Source organism: Paracoccus simplex (assembly GCF_042648325.1).
In the GTDB taxonomy this organism is placed as follows: Bacteria; Pseudomonadota; Alphaproteobacteria; order Rhodobacterales; family Rhodobacteraceae; genus Paracoccus; species Paracoccus simplex.
The window spans coordinates 1-12,833 of sequence record NZ_JBHRXE010000004.1; the positions used below are offsets into that span (position 1 = coordinate 1).

Consider the following 12,833-nt stretch of genomic DNA (forward strand, 5'->3'; position numbering starts at 1 on the left):
CGCCGTGCGGGCCGGCGGGCGCAGCGCCATGAGTTCGGCCGCGGTCAGCCGCAGGCCGGGCCGGTCCAGCGCCGCCGCCATCGCTACCACGGCCGCACCGCCTGAAGGACGTCGGCGATCAGGCTGCGGCCCGAGCGCCCCTCGGCCAGCGCCTGCCAGTTCGGGATCAGGCGATGGGCCAGCGCGTCCTCGGCCAGCGCCTCGGCATCCTCGGGCAGGCCGTGGTCGCGGCCGTCGAGCCAGGCCCGCGCCCGCACCGCCGCCGCGAGCGCCAGCGTGCCGCGGGGCGAGACCGGATGTTCGACCCATTCCGCCACCGCCCCGCCCGGCCGCGTCGCCATCACCAGCCGCACGATGTAATCCTTGAGCGCCGGGGCCAGATGCACGCGGGCCACCGCCTCGCGCGCGGCGTGGATCTGGCCGGCGCCGACCGGCGGCGCCGGCGCGGCGGGGGGCCGGATCGCCTCGGCCTCGACCAGGTCGAGGATGCCGCGCTCGGTCTCGGCGTCGGGCAGGTCCAGCGCCAGGTGCAGCAGGAAGCGGTCCATCTGCGCCTCGGGCAGCGGAAAGGTGCCCTCGTGCTCGATCGGGTTCTGGGTGGCGACGACCATGAACGGGTCGGGCAGCGCCCGGGTCACGCCGCCGGTGGTCACCTGGCTTTCGGCCATGGCCTCCAGCAGCGCCGACTGCACCTTGGGGGGTGCGCGGTTGATCTCGTCCACCAGCACCAGCGTGTGGAAGATCGGTCCCGGCACGAAATCGAACCGGCCGCTGTCGGCGCGGAACACCTGCGTCCCCGTCAGGTCCGAGGGCAGCAGGTCGGGCGTGCACTGGATGCGCGCATGGCTGCCCGGCAGATGCGCGGCCAGCCGCTTGACGGCGCGGGTCTTGGCGATGCCGGGCGGGCCCTCCAGCAGCACATGCCCGCCGGCCAGCAGGGCGATCACCAACCGCTCGGCCATGCGCTCGTGTCCGACCAGGCCGCTGGCGACATCTGCGGCAAGGCGGGTGACCGGGCCCGCCCCGACGGGGTCTAGCTGAGACATTTTTCTTCTCCCTGCGGGAAGTTTCACCCGAGGCCGGTGGCGTTTTCCAAGCAATTCTTCTTGGTATCAGACGAATGGGTGAAGCCGGGCCGCCGGCCGCGGGACTCGTCCGACGGGCGTGGGATGGGTTAGACTGGTCGCGCAGCAGTCGAAGGGAGGACGCCATGACAGCGCTTGAAGCGACTGCGGAGCTGGAAACGCATGAGGTGCTGAACCAGCCCGCGCCGCCCGGCGACCGCGACCTGTGGCAGGACGATCCGGCGTTGCGCGCCGCCCTGGCCGGCAGCGGCGCGGCGCAGGCCGGGCTGGCCGGCTACGGTGCCGCCCTGGGCCGGGCCGAGCTGCGCGAGGCAGCGCGCGACGCGAACCGCAATCCGCCGGAACTGCGGCTGTTCGACAGCGGCGGCCGGCGGCTGGACGAGTTGCGCTTTCATCCCGCCTATCACCGCTTCTTGCGGCTTTCGACCGCCGCCGGCTATCACGCTGTTGCCTGGGAGGGCGGCCCCGCCGGCCATCTGGCCCATGCCGCCATGGTCTATCTGGCCAGCCAGGTCGAGCCGGGGCATTGCTGCCCGCTGACCATGACCCATGCGGCCGTCCCGGTGATCTCGGGCGCCGCGCTGCCGGGCGAGTGGCGCGCGGGACTGCTGTCGCGCCAATACGATCCCTCGGTCCGGCCGATGGCGCAGAAGGCCGGGCTGACGCTGGGCATGGCGATGACGGAAAAGCAGGGCGGCTCGGACGTGCGCGCCAACACCACGCGGGCCGAGCGCGACGGCGAGGCCTGGCGGCTGACCGGGCACAAGTGGTTCTGCTCGGCGCCGATGTCGGACGGTTTCCTGACGCTGGCGCAGACCGGGGGCGGGCTGACCTGCTTCCTGATGCCGCGCTGGCTGGAGGGCGGCCGCAACGGCATCCGTATCCAGCGCCTCAAGGACAAGCTCGGCAACCGCTCGAACGCCTCGGCCGAGATCGAATATCACCGCGCACTGGCCTGGCAGGTGGGCGAGGAGGGCTGCGGCATCCGCACCATCGTCGAGATGGTGCATCACACCCGGCTCGACACCGCCATGGCGCCGGTCGGGCTGATGCGGGCGGCGCTGCGCGAGGCCGGGCACTGGACCGCGCAGCGCAGCGCCTTCCAGCGCCGGCTGATCGACCAGCCGCTGATGCGCGCCGTGCTGGCCGACCTGGCGCTGGACTGGCAGGGCAGCCTGGCGCTTGGCCTGTCGGTGGCGCGGGCCTTCGACGGCGCGGACGAGGCGGACCGCGCCTTTGCCCGCATCGGCGTGGCGCTGGCGAAATACCTGGCCAACAAGCTTTGCCCGCTGGTGGTGGTCGAGGCGATGGAGGTGCTGGGCGGCACGGGCTATATCGAAGACACGTCCCTGCCGATGCTCTATCGCGAGGCGCCGCTGAACGGCATCTGGGAGGGGGCGGGGAACGTGATCTGCCTCGACGCGCTGCGGACGCTGGCGCGCGAGCCTCTGGCTGCCGAGGTGCTGAACGCGCGGCTGGATGCCGCGGCCGGCCTGGACCGGGCCTATGACGCCGCGCTGGCGGCGCACCGGGCGCGCTGGAGCCGGGGCGTGGCCGAGGCCGAGGCGCGCTGGTTCGCCGAGCGCAGCGCCCTGCTGCTGGCAGCCGCCGCCCTGCTGCAATCCGGCCCCGGCCCGGTTGCCGAGGCTTTCGTGGCCACCCGGCTGACGGCTGAGCGCGGCCGGCTGTCCGGCGCGATCCCCGCCGAGCTTGCCGAAAGGGTGCTTGCCGGCGGCCTGCCCTTGGGCGAATGACCGCCGTTTCCGGGGCTCTGCGCCGCGCCTCACATCCGCGTTATGGAACATCTGGGCCCTGCGGTGGTTGGAAGAACCTCAACCGGACAAGCAGAGGAGGTTCCCAATGGACCATGCCACGCATACCCGTCTGAACGAAACCGAGTTGACCGAGGCCACGCTGACCGGGGCCACCATCTATGGCCCGGAGGACGAAAGGATCGGCCATGTCTCGCATGTCCACGGCGACGGAAACACAGCGACGGTGGTGATCGACGTCGGCGGTTTCCTCGGCATCGGCTCGAAGCCGGTTTCCGTCCCGGCAACCGAGCTGGACTTCATGCGCGACGCCAGCAACAGCGTCCACGCCGTCTCGCGCTGGACCAAGGACGAGCTGAAGGAAATGCCGGAACATCGCCACTGATCCGGCGCGGCCGGCCGCCATTCGGACCGGCCGCCCCGGCAAAACAGGAGGATTCGCCATGGGCGCGAAATTCGACCCGAAAGCGGAAAACGAAAGGTTCAATGTCCAGCAAAGGGCGCAGCAGGAAAAGATGGGCAATGCCGATCCGGTGCTGAACCCCAAGCAGATGCAGCGCTCGAACGAGCCGAATGCCGGCGGCCAGAACCGCGAGGCGGGCGACCGCAAGGCCCGGCAGAACGACCGTGCAACCAATGGCGGCGAGTGACCTTCCGCAAGGAACGGCCGCTTCCGCCGGTCTTCGGAGGATGATGACATGCCTGCCAAGTCCAAGGCGCAGCAAAAGGCCGCCGGCGCGGCGCTGTCCGCCAAGCGCGGCGAGACCAGCAAGAGCGAGCTGCACGAATCATCGAAGCAGATGTATGAATCGATGACCGAGAAGGAGCTCGAGGAGCTTGCCAGCACCAAGCGCAAGGGCAAACCCGAGCACAAGCACTGACACGAACCAACCGGAACGGATGCGGGCGGGGGCACCAACCCCCGCCCTTTCTGCTAGTAATTCCCCGGCGGGTCGCTGGCGGGGAAGGATTCGTCGCCCTGTTCGTCCACCATGTCCCAGTCTCGGGGCGGGTCCTCCATCTCGTGCCGGCCGGCGGTGCGCACCCGTGGCGGGCCGGCCGGCTCGCCACGGGGCGTCATCGCCAGGTCGCAAAACCCCTTGAGCACGAAGCCCGCCGCAAGGCCGCAGAAGAAGGCCAGTTGCCGGTTGTTCATGATCGGCTCCTTTCCTTTCAGATCATCGGTTTGCCGCCGGTCACGGCAATGGTGGCGCCCGAGACATAGCTCGACATCGGCTCGGCCAGCATGACATAGGCCGTGGCCAGCTCGACCGGCTGCGCCGGGCGCTGCATCGGATAGTCGGCGCCGAAGCGGGACACGTCCTCGGGCGACATGCTGGCGGGGATCAGCGGCGTCCAGACCGGCCCCGGCGCCACCGCATTCACCCTGATGCGGCGTTCGGCCAGCATCTGCGCCAGCCCGGTGGTGAAGTTCTGGATCGCGCCCTTGGTGGTGGCATAGGCCAGCAGCTTGGGATTGGGCTTGTCGGCATTGATCGAGGCGGTGTTGATGATCGCCGCCCCTTCCGGCATGTGCGGCACCGCCGCCTTGGTCAGGTAGAAGATCGCGTCGATATTCACGGCGAAGGTGCGGCGCCATTCCTCGTCGGGGATTTCCTCGATCTTGTCGAACAGCCTCTGATGCGCGGCGTTGTTGACCAGGATGTCGATGCGGCCGAAGCGCTCGACCACCTGGGCCACGAGCGTGCGGCAATGCCCGGGATCGGCGATGTCGCCGGGGATGGACAGGCAGTCGCGCCCGGCCTCGCGCACCAGTTCCGCCGTGCTGGCGGCATCCTCGGTCTCGTCCAGCCAGGACAGCGCCAGATCGGCGCCCTCGCGGGCATAGGCGATGGCGACGGCGCGGCCGATGCCGCTGTCGCCGCCGGTGATCAGCGCCACCTTGCCCTCCAGCCGGCCGGTGCCCTTCCAGCTTTCCTCGCCATGGTCGGGACGCGGGTTCATCTTCCGGAAGCTGCCGGGCAGCGATTGCTGCTGTTCCGGAAAGGGTGGCTTGGGATAATCGCTCATCGGTCGGGCCTTTCGTCAGGATGCGGATCGCCGGGCTGCTTGTTGCCGTTGCCAAGGCGGTTCGGGTCTTCGGTGACGGCACTGGCCGGGTCCATGCGCTGCTGGCGCTGGTCGAGCACATGCGGCGCCGGATGGCGCAGCCGCTCGACCGCCGTAAGCGGCGGTTCGCGCGGCGTCCCGGCCATGCCGGAGAGGGGCGCATAACCTTCGCGGGTCGTCGATGTTCCCGCAGCGCCGCGGTCAAGCCTCCGCGCCGCGATCAGCCCCAGGGACAGGCCGACGCCCATGGCGGCCAACCCGGCGACGACGCCCCAGGGCGGCAGCACCAGCTCCCATCCCGGGCGCAGACGGGCGGGCATCAGCCCGTAATCGACCAGCCCAGCCAGGCGCCGCCCTGCGCCGCCCGGCGGATCAGCAGCACCGCCACCGCCGCCCAGAAGAAGCACGAGGCGATATGGATGGCGGCGCCAAGGCCGGTATGCGCAAGATCCAGCGCGGTCACGCCGGCGGCCTCGGGACCGTGCAGACCGTGGCTGGTGGCGTTCAGCGGCATCCAGACCGGCAGGCCGCGACCGGCGGCCAGCGCGCCCAGCACCAAGGCGGACAGCAGCGCGGCGCAGAGCGCGGCCAGCGGCCAGGCCCGGTCGAAGCCGGCCATGGCGATCCGCCGCGGGGTCGGATGGAATACGGAAGGGGGCGTGGGACGGGACATGGGCTTTCTCCGTTCCTGTTTCCTTCCGAACCGTTTCCTCGGCGCTTTGTTCCCGGGAACAAACCTGGCCTTTGCCGGTTTGGGGCACCTTGACCAGCTTCTTGGCGATCCGTGCCATGACGCGCTGAAGGGCCGCTATTCCGTGCCGAGCGGCAGATCCCGAAGGCGCTGCGCGGCAAGACCGGCCCGGCCATCGCCGGTCTCATCAAGAAGGCGGCGGCGCTGTTCGAGCAGAGTCCGGAGGAGGAAACCTGAACCGTCCAGCTACTGACCGAAATCGCCGAGAGCGAGGCGAACCGCGAAGCGGCCTGAGGGTAGGCGGGCGGATGGGCGATAGCCGTCGCCCGCCGCGCGTGATTGCCAAAGGCGGCACCGCGGCGCCCTGTGCGGCCGTCATCCGGCCATGGCGCCGGGACCGGGGCGAACGAGGTTCCGGCCGGCTTTGCCCCCGGCCGCGCCGGCAGCCCCGTCCCGTCCTTACAACGCGGGTTCCAGGGTTTTTCTGAGCATGGCGCGGGCGCGGTTGACGCGGCTCTTGATGGTGCCGATGTCGCAGTCGAGGATGCGGGCGGCGTCGAGATAGGTTTCGCCAAGCGCGCCGACCAGGATGATCGCCTCGCGGTAGTGGCGCGGCATCTCGATCAGCGCCGAGCGCATCTCGCTGGCCCGGATGTGCCATTCCTGGTCGGGCCGGACCTGCGGCAACGCCGAGGCGCAGTCGGCCGCGCCGGTGCGCTCGCGCGCCGCCTTCTGGCAATTGGTGAAGAAGCGGTTGCGCATGATGGTGAAAAGCCAGGCGCGCATGTTGGTGCCGGGCCGGTAGCGATGGGCGTTCTCGATGGCGCGCAGCAGGGTTTCCTGGACCAGGTCCTCGGCATCGGGGACCGAGCGGCAGAGCGCGCGCGCATAGGCCCGAAGCGCGGGGATGTGGCCGATGATGTCATCCGACATGGCAGTGCTTCACGCTCCTCGAAGGTTCGGTTCGGCGGTTCGTTCGGTGGCGGGCCGGCCGTCCCGGGCGGGGCCTGCGGTGCCGGTTCCGGTGCCGAGTCAATGCCGCCGCGCCGGGATGGTTCCGCGCGCATGCCGCCGGGCGGCTGGAAGCGGCCGAAGCCGGGAGGCCCCGGGGGCGGACCGCCTCAGGCGGTGCCGTTCCCGCCGTCGCGCCGGCGATCCGCGCCGCGGTCGGCCGGGTCGCCTTCGCCGCCGGCTTTCCTGTGGGCGCGCTGACCGGTCTGGCCCAGCCGGGCCGCCTCGAGTGCCGCCTCGAGGCGCTGTGCCAAGGCGTGCAGCCGCGGCGAGATCGGTTCCCTTGCCGTCTGCGCCAGCAGCTCGCAGAGCGCCGCGTCGAGTTCGGGATCGACCACCGGGCTGCTTTCGCTGTTGGCCATCAGGGCTCTCCATGCTCTTTCGACTATACATATCTTAATCGAAGCGCGCGGCTTGGCGAGCCTTGCCGACCTGAATATTCCGACAGTGTTGCCGTGCCGGTTGCTTGGCCCCACGGCATGGGGCGGTCACATGGCGCGCGACAGCAAGCCGGCCGGCAAGGCCGCGGCTCTTATTCCGGCACGGGAACGGAGCCGCCGGGAGGCCGATCTGGCTGGCCGGCGGCCCTAGTCCGGCAGGGCGACCGGGCCGATGGCCGGCCACAGGTCGCCCGGCCCCGGATTCTCGGCATGGCAGGCGCCGCCCAGATGCGCCATCACCCCCCAGACGGCATTGAGCGCTGTCTGCACCGCGCCCTCGACCCAGGCCGGGGTCCAGCTGATGCCGTCGCCGGCCAGGAAGATGCCCCGCTGCTCGGGCGGCATGTCGGCCTGCATGAAATGCCCGTACATGCGATGGTTATAGCGATAATGGCCGGGCAGCGCCCCCTTGAAGGCGCCCAGGAAATTCTCGTCGCTTTCCCAGCTGACGCAGATCGGGTTGCCGCGGATATGGCTGCGGATGTCCACGCCCGGATAGACCTTCTCGAGCGCGTCCAGCGCCAGCGCGATGCGCTTTTCCGGGGCCAGCGGCAGCACCTTCAGCGCGTCGGTCATCCAGGAATAGCTCAGGCAGATCACCGCCGGCCGGTCGGGGCCGTTGTCGAAGAAATAGCTGCCTCGGGTCAGCCGGTCGGTCAGGGTCATCGACAGGACCGGCCGGCCGGTCGCCGGGTCGATGTCCTTCCAGAACGGCCGGTCCACCATCACGAAACTTTTCGCCGCCTGCATATAGCGGGTGCGGTCCAGCGCCATCCACAGCTTCTGGTCGAAAAGCGCCTCCTCGACCGCGACCGAGGTGGTCAGCAGATGGCTCTGGCAGGTCGCCAGCACCGCGGCATAGTCGCGGGCATTGCCCCATTGGTCGGTCACGGTGAAGCCGCCGCCCCGGCGTGCGATGCGGCAGGCCCGCCCCAGCGTCGCGCCGCCGTTCAGGCCCGCCAGGGTGGTGCCTGCCGGCCAATGCGCGCAGGCCGCCGGCTGGCGCCACAGCCGATGCAGCACGGTCTCGACCCCGCCCAGGATGAAGTGCTGGTTGTCGTCGAGTTCCAGCAGGTTGACGCGCAGGATCTCCAGCATCGAGTTCGGGAAGTCGCTGTCCCAGCCGCCGGTGCCGAAACCGACCTGGCCGAAGACCTCGCGGTGGCGGAAGCTCAGTGCCTGGAAGGCCCGCGACGAGGCGACGAAATCGTAGAAGGTCCGTTCGTCCCATTGCGCGACCAGCGGATCCCAAAGCCGCTTGAGGCCCGGCACGTCGCGCTCGCGCACCGCCTGCTGGAGCGCGGCGAAATCGGCATGTTCATTGAGCGCGGCGCGATAGGCGGCCGCGACCTCGTGGTAAAGCCGGGGCAGGTCGTCCAGGGTGCGGGCGAAATGCGTCTCGCCCTCCAGGTCGATGACGGTCGAGCCGGCGGCCGGGGTCAGCGGATTGGGAAACGGGGCGCTGTCGAGCCCGACCAGATCGACGTAATGGTAAAAACCGGTCGAGGAGACCGGGAAGCGCATGCCGCCCAGTTCCGCGACGATGTCCTCGGTGCCCTCGAAGATCTCGGAACGCAGCCGGCCGCCGAAGCGGGCCGATTCATAAAGGATCGGCCGCAGGCCCAGCTTCATCAGCTCATGCCCGGCGATGATGCCGGCGGCGCCGGCGCCGATGACCGCGACCTCGGTGCCCAGGCGCTCGGGCGGGATGGTGCCCAGCCCGGCCGGGTGGCGCAGCCAGTCGTCATAGGCAAAGGGGAAGTCGGGGCCGAAGGCGGTGACCGGCCTGCTGTCGCTCATGCGCTGCTCCGTAAGAGGCGGGACCGGATGGCCAAAATCCGCGGATCGTCTAGACTGCGGGCGGATTATGGGCATGAGAGGGGTCCGAAGTGAAGCTTGCACTCTGGCAAGCGGCGCCGACAAATGGCCGGATCGACGAGGTTTTTTCGGCGATCTGTCGGCAGTTGCAGGCCGCCTCGGCGGCGGGCGCGGCGATTCTGGTCCTGCCCGAGCTGATCCTGCCCGGCTACAACCGTCCCGACCTGCACGCCGCGCTGGCCCAGACGCTGGACGGGGAATGGATCGGCCGGCTGCGGGCGATGGCGCGCGCGGCGGGCTGCGGCCTCTGCCTCGGCTGGGCCGAACGCGAGGGGGGCGCGGTCTACAACGCCGCCACTGCCATCGGCGCGGATGGCGCGATCCTGGCGCATTACCGCAAGGTCCAGCTTTACGGCGCGATGGAGCGGGCGGGCTTTGCGCGCGGCGCCGCGCTGGCGCCGGTCTTTGCCCTGGACGGCCGGCCGGCGGCGCTGCTGATCTGCTACGATATCGAATTCGCCGGCCATGCCGCGGCGCTGGCGGAAGCGGGTGCCCGGCTGCTGCTGGTGCCGACCGCCAATCCCCTGGGATTCGAGCATGTGCCGCGGGCGCTGGTGCCGGCCCGCGCCCATGAAAGCGACGCGGTGGTGGCCTATGCGAATTACGCCGGGACCGAGGGCGGCCTGCGCTTCGGCGGCCTTTCGGTCATCGCCGGGCCCGACGGGCAGCCGCTGGCCACGGCCGGCGCGCGGGGCGAGGCGCTGCTGGTCGTCGACCTGGCGGCCGCCGATGCCGTCCCTGCCGAGGGCCGGCCGGTGCGGGGGGAATACCGCCCGGCCCGGATTGCCGGCCCCCCGGTTGGGTCGAAACCGTGACGCCCGGCCCGCGGCAAGCCGATTCCTGCGGCCCCGGCCTTAGGCCGGCTGTATGCCTCTCAGCTCCTGACCAGCCATGATCCTGCATTCCCAGCCCAATCTTCGCGACATCCTGTTCACCGTGCAGGGCTCAATCGTGCCGGCCATCATCGGGCGGCTGGCGGTGATCGGCGCGGTCAGCGTCATCGCGGTGCTGGCGGCCAATGTGCATCCCGGCATCTTCGCCCGCATCAGCGCCATCCCCTTCACGCTGATCGGCATCGCGCTGTCGGTGTTCATGAGCTTTCGCAACGGCACCTGCTATGCCCGCTGGTGGGAAGGGCGGCAACTCTGGGGTCAGGTAATCGTCGCCTGCCGCGGGCTGGCGCGCGCCAGCGCCGATCTGGATGCGGCCGAGCGGCGCGACCTGCTGGTCCCGGCCTGCGGTTTTGCCGCCGGGCTGGCGGCGCGGTTGCGGCGCCAGGACGAGGGCGCGGCCATCGCCGCCTGGTGTCCGGGGGCCGAAACCGCCCGCCATCCCAACCCGACCGATGCGGTGCTGCAGCAGCTGGGCCGGCACCTGCTGGCGCTGGCCGCCGCCGGCCGGATCGACGGGATCCGCTATTCGGTGCTCGAGGGCTATCTGGCGCAGCTTTCGGCGGCGCAGGCGGCCTGCGAGCGTATCGTCACCACGCCGGTGCCCTTTGCCTATTCGCTGCTCTTGCACCGCACGGCGCTGGTCTTTTGCGTGACGCTGCCCTTTGCGCTGGCCGGGTCGCTGGGGTGGTGGACGCTGCTGCCGGTGTTGCTGGTGGCCTATACCTTCTTCGGGCTCGACGCGCTTGGCCACCAGCTCGAGGATCCGTTCGGCACCGCGCCGAACGCCCTGCCGCTCGACGCGCTCACGCGCACGGTCGAGCGCGAGATGCTGGCCGCGCTCGAGGCGCAGGATCTGCCCGAGCCCGTCCCGGTCCGCGGCCATGTGCTGAGCTGAGGCGGCGCTATCCCGCCGGTCCGGCCGGGCTCCGGTCCGGCGGCCGGTAGCCCATCTCGCGGTCGATCCAGCGCATCAGCAGGGCGGCGATGCGGGATTGTTCCTCGGCGCTCAGCGCTCGACCGGCCGGGATGCCGTGCCATTTCGCCAGGCAGGCCCGGCAGCAGCAGGCCGTGGCGTGCTGGGCGACAAAGACCGGATGGCCGCGCATCGGCGTCTGCTTGCCGTCGTTGCGCGGCTGTTCGGGCGCCAGTCGGGCCGCGATCAGCTCGCGGGCATGGCGGGCGATGGTCGCGCGCCCCTTGGCATCGGCATAGGCGCGCTCCTTGGCGCCCAGATGGAAGCGGCTGCGAAACCGCGACCGCTCGAGCCGCGCGAAGATATCGTCATTCTGGCCCATCCGCGCAAGCTAGCCCGGCACGCGGAGGCGGGGAAGCCCCGGCCTCGGCCAGCAGTCGGAGACGGTGCCGCCGGGTCAGCAGCGCTTCGGTTTGCGCCAGTTCCGCCGCCTGCCGGATGCTGTCCCAGCCAAGCGCGGCGGCGCATCGACCGGCGATGGCGTCCAGGTCGCGCCCGGACAGCCGCCCGGTGACGGCGATGGCGCTGCGGCGCATGACCAGATCGGCCAGGTGAACCACGCTTTCGTGCCGGATCAGCCAGTCGAACTCGGCCAGGCTGTATTCCGGCGCGTCCTGCAGCAATTCCGGCGCCGGCCCTTCGGCGGTCAGGATCGGTCCGGCGGTGCTGCCGTAGCGATCCAGCAGCAGCGCGGCGCGCCCGGGACGGGCGCCGGTGGCGACGGCGGCGCGGGCGATCCAGCCCTGTCGCGCCGCCGGATCCCGCGGCAGGTCGCGGCCGCCGCCGATGGGCAGCGCCTGCGTGCCGATCCGCCGCGCCCGGCCCAGCCGGGCCAGCACCGTATCGGCGACCTCTTCGGCAAAGCCGCGAAAGGTGGTCCATTTGCCGCCCACCAGCGAGATGATCGGCCAGCGCCGCGCGCCCCCGGGCTCGGCCACCGGGGCGGAATGGTCGCGGCTGATCAGCCCCGGCGCGGTGCCGTCCGAGGCGGGCAGGGGACGGATGCCGGAATAGGCATAGACGATCTGGCCGCGATCGAACTGCAGGCCCGGCAGCAGGCCCTGCAACGCGGCGATGAAATAGTCGATCTCGGCATCCTCGCAGGCGACCTCGTCCGGGTCGTCGGCGCGGATGTCGGTCGAGCCGACCAGCGCCCGGCCCAGATAGTCGAAGACCAGGCAGATGCGACCGTCATCGGCCTCGAAATAGATCATCCGGCCCTTCAGCGCCGCCAGCAACCCGGGGTGGTCCAGCAGGATATGCGAGCCCTTGGTGCCGCCGATCAGCGTCGAGGGTGCGCCGAGCTGGGCGTTGATCCGGTCGATCCAGGGGCCGCCGGCATTGACGACGATGCGCGGGCGCAGGGCCAGCGGGCCTTGGGACGTGCCGAGCGTCACGGCGTCGCCGTCCGTGCCGACAATGGCCGTGTGGTTCAGCGCACGGCTGGCCGGGTTGGCGCGCAGCCCGTCGGCGATCAGTTCCCAGACCAGCCGCTCGGGCTGGGTCACCGTGGCGTCGTAATATTGCCCGGCGGCGACGATGCGCGGGGTCAGCGGCGGGATCTCGCGCAGCGCCCGCGCCCGCGACCACAGTTGATGGCGCGGCATGACCCGGTGGCGGCGGCCGTAGAAATCATACATGGCCAGGCCGATCTTCATCAGCACCGCGCCGCGGCTGCGGGGCGCGGTGGTCGAGCCGAAAAGCGTGCGCAAGGCGGCGGGAATGCCCCGGAGCCAGGAAAAGATCGGGATCACCGTCGGCAGCGGCCGCACCAGATGCGGAGCGTTCTTCAAGAGCAGGTTGCGCTCCAGCGTCGATTGCGCGACCAGCCGCAATTCGCCGGTTTCCAGGTATTTGATGCCGCCATGGATCAGCCGCGACGGCGCTGCCGAGGTGCCGCCGCCGAAATCGCCCTTGTCCGCGATCACGCAGGTCACGCCCTGCTCGCACAGATCGCGAAACAGCCCGGCGCCGTTCACCCCGGCGCCCAGGATCAGCACGTCGATGTCTTGGGTCATGT

The 12,833-nt window shown here is 70.6% G+C and carries 16 protein-coding genes; 6 read left to right on the forward strand and 10 right to left on the reverse strand.

Features of this window, described 5'->3' with window-relative positions; all coding sequences use genetic code 11:
- Window positions 1-83: 83 nt before the first annotated feature.
- Window positions 84-1,046 carry an AAA family ATPase gene (locus tag ACFOMP_RS01055; RefSeq protein ID WP_379027568.1) on the reverse strand — a complete coding sequence of 321 codons (963 nt, stop codon included), beginning with the start codon at window positions 1,044-1,046 and terminating at the stop codon, window positions 84-86.
- A gap of 164 nt (window positions 1,047-1,210) precedes the next feature.
- Between ACFOMP_RS01055 and ACFOMP_RS01060 the strand changes: the two genes are divergently transcribed.
- The 4 genes from ACFOMP_RS01060 to ACFOMP_RS01075 all read left to right on the forward strand — a co-directional run bounded on the left by ACFOMP_RS01060 (window position 1,211) and on the right by ACFOMP_RS01075 (window position 3,738).
- Entirely contained in the window at window positions 1,211-2,839 is a 1,629-nt protein-coding gene (locus ACFOMP_RS01060; RefSeq protein WP_379027569.1) for an acyl-CoA dehydrogenase family protein, read from the forward strand.
- Window positions 2,840-2,945: 106 nt separating this feature from the next.
- Window positions 2,946-3,242, forward strand: coding sequence for a PRC-barrel domain-containing protein (locus ACFOMP_RS01065; protein ID WP_379027570.1), 297 nt, complete (start codon window positions 2,946-2,948; stop codon window positions 3,240-3,242).
- 58 nt (window positions 3,243-3,300) lie between these two features.
- Window positions 3,301-3,507 carry a hypothetical protein gene (locus ACFOMP_RS01070; RefSeq protein WP_289896305.1) on the forward strand — a complete coding sequence of 69 codons (207 nt, stop codon included), beginning with the start codon at window positions 3,301-3,303 and terminating at the stop codon, window positions 3,505-3,507.
- Between the two features lie 48 nt (window positions 3,508-3,555).
- Window positions 3,556-3,738 (forward strand): DUF3008 family protein, encoded by a 183-nt coding sequence (locus ACFOMP_RS01075; protein WP_289896304.1) that lies wholly within the window; start codon window positions 3,556-3,558, stop codon window positions 3,736-3,738.
- 53 nt (window positions 3,739-3,791) lie between these two features.
- Here ACFOMP_RS01075 and ACFOMP_RS01080 read toward each other — a convergent pair whose 3' ends face one another.
- The 7 genes from ACFOMP_RS01080 to ACFOMP_RS01110 all read right to left on the reverse strand — a co-directional run bounded on the left by ACFOMP_RS01080 (window position 3,792) and on the right by ACFOMP_RS01110 (window position 8,869).
- Entirely contained in the window at window positions 3,792-4,013 is a 222-nt protein-coding gene (locus ACFOMP_RS01080) for a hypothetical protein (protein WP_379027571.1), read from the reverse strand.
- Window positions 4,014-4,030: 17 nt separating this feature from the next.
- Window positions 4,031-4,888, reverse strand: coding sequence for a glucose 1-dehydrogenase (locus tag ACFOMP_RS01085; RefSeq protein WP_379027572.1), 858 nt, complete (start codon window positions 4,886-4,888; stop codon window positions 4,031-4,033).
- On the reverse strand, window positions 4,885-5,247 hold the full coding sequence (locus tag ACFOMP_RS01090; protein ID WP_379027573.1) for a hypothetical protein: 363 nt from the start codon (window positions 5,245-5,247) through the stop codon (window positions 4,885-4,887). The genes ACFOMP_RS01085 and ACFOMP_RS01090 overlap by 4 nt, the downstream gene beginning before the upstream one ends.
- Window positions 5,247-5,600 carry a hypothetical protein gene (locus ACFOMP_RS01095; protein WP_379027574.1) on the reverse strand — a complete coding sequence of 118 codons (354 nt, stop codon included), beginning with the start codon at window positions 5,598-5,600 and terminating at the stop codon, window positions 5,247-5,249. The genes ACFOMP_RS01090 and ACFOMP_RS01095 overlap by 1 nt, the downstream gene beginning before the upstream one ends.
- A 477-nt stretch (window positions 5,601-6,077) precedes the next feature.
- Complete coding sequence (locus ACFOMP_RS01100) at window positions 6,078-6,551, reverse strand: sigma-70 family RNA polymerase sigma factor (protein ID WP_289896300.1); 474 nt, start codon at window positions 6,549-6,551, stop codon at window positions 6,078-6,080.
- Between the two features lie 188 nt (window positions 6,552-6,739).
- Complete coding sequence (locus ACFOMP_RS01105; protein WP_289896299.1) at window positions 6,740-6,991, reverse strand: hypothetical protein; 252 nt, start codon at window positions 6,989-6,991, stop codon at window positions 6,740-6,742.
- Between the two features lie 225 nt (window positions 6,992-7,216).
- Entirely contained in the window at window positions 7,217-8,869 is a 1,653-nt protein-coding gene (locus tag ACFOMP_RS01110; RefSeq protein ID WP_379027575.1) for a flavin monoamine oxidase family protein, read from the reverse strand.
- Window positions 8,870-8,958: 89 nt separating this feature from the next.
- On the opposite strand from ACFOMP_RS01110, the gene ACFOMP_RS01115 reads away from it, so the two are divergent.
- Window positions 8,959-9,762 carry a nitrilase-related carbon-nitrogen hydrolase gene (locus ACFOMP_RS01115; RefSeq protein WP_379027576.1) on the forward strand — a complete coding sequence of 268 codons (804 nt, stop codon included), beginning with the start codon at window positions 8,959-8,961 and terminating at the stop codon, window positions 9,760-9,762.
- 76 nt (window positions 9,763-9,838) lie between these two features.
- Entirely contained in the window at window positions 9,839-10,735 is an 897-nt protein-coding gene (locus ACFOMP_RS01120; RefSeq protein WP_379027577.1) for a bestrophin family protein, read from the forward strand.
- Between the two features lie 7 nt (window positions 10,736-10,742).
- Here the strand turns inward: ACFOMP_RS01120 and ACFOMP_RS01125 are convergent, their stop codons facing one another.
- Window positions 10,743-11,135, reverse strand: coding sequence for a DUF4186 domain-containing protein (locus ACFOMP_RS01125; RefSeq protein WP_379027578.1), 393 nt, complete (start codon window positions 11,133-11,135; stop codon window positions 10,743-10,745).
- Window positions 11,122-12,831: a glycerol-3-phosphate dehydrogenase/oxidase gene (locus ACFOMP_RS01130; RefSeq protein WP_379027579.1), complete on the reverse strand. Its 1,710-nt coding sequence runs from the start codon at window positions 12,829-12,831 to the stop codon at window positions 11,122-11,124. The genes ACFOMP_RS01125 and ACFOMP_RS01130 overlap by 14 nt, the downstream gene beginning before the upstream one ends.
- Window positions 12,832-12,833: the final 2 nt, after the last annotated feature.

Coding starts and splice junctions, on each gene's coding strand:
- ACFOMP_RS01055 (WP_379027568.1), bottom strand. CDS start 1,046: ATGTCTCAGCTAGACCCCGTCGGGGCGGGCCCGGTCACCCGCCTTGCC.
- ACFOMP_RS01060 (WP_379027569.1), top strand. CDS start 1,211: ATGACAGCGCTTGAAGCGACTGCGGAGCTGGAAACGCATGAGGTGCTG.
- ACFOMP_RS01065 (WP_379027570.1), top strand. CDS start 2,946: ATGGACCATGCCACGCATACCCGTCTGAACGAAACCGAGTTGACCGAG.
- ACFOMP_RS01070 (WP_289896305.1), top strand. CDS start 3,301: ATGGGCGCGAAATTCGACCCGAAAGCGGAAAACGAAAGGTTCAATGTC.
- ACFOMP_RS01075 (WP_289896304.1), top strand. CDS start 3,556: ATGCCTGCCAAGTCCAAGGCGCAGCAAAAGGCCGCCGGCGCGGCGCTG.
- ACFOMP_RS01080 (WP_379027571.1), bottom strand. CDS start 4,013: ATGAACAACCGGCAACTGGCCTTCTTCTGCGGCCTTGCGGCGGGCTTC.
- ACFOMP_RS01085 (WP_379027572.1), bottom strand. CDS start 4,888: ATGAGCGATTATCCCAAGCCACCCTTTCCGGAACAGCAGCAATCGCTG.
- ACFOMP_RS01090 (WP_379027573.1), bottom strand. CDS start 5,247: ATGCCCGCCCGTCTGCGCCCGGGATGGGAGCTGGTGCTGCCGCCCTGG.
- ACFOMP_RS01095 (WP_379027574.1), bottom strand. CDS start 5,600: ATGTCCCGTCCCACGCCCCCTTCCGTATTCCATCCGACCCCGCGGCGG.
- ACFOMP_RS01100 (WP_289896300.1), bottom strand. CDS start 6,551: ATGTCGGATGACATCATCGGCCACATCCCCGCGCTTCGGGCCTATGCG.
- ACFOMP_RS01105 (WP_289896299.1), bottom strand. CDS start 6,991: ATGGCCAACAGCGAAAGCAGCCCGGTGGTCGATCCCGAACTCGACGCG.
- ACFOMP_RS01110 (WP_379027575.1), bottom strand. CDS start 8,869: ATGAGCGACAGCAGGCCGGTCACCGCCTTCGGCCCCGACTTCCCCTTT.
- ACFOMP_RS01120 (WP_379027577.1), top strand. CDS start 9,839: ATGATCCTGCATTCCCAGCCCAATCTTCGCGACATCCTGTTCACCGTG.
- ACFOMP_RS01125 (WP_379027578.1), bottom strand. CDS start 11,135: ATGGGCCAGAATGACGATATCTTCGCGCGGCTCGAGCGGTCGCGGTTT.
- ACFOMP_RS01130 (WP_379027579.1), bottom strand. CDS start 12,831: ATGACCCAAGACATCGACGTGCTGATCCTGGGCGCCGGGGTGAACGGC.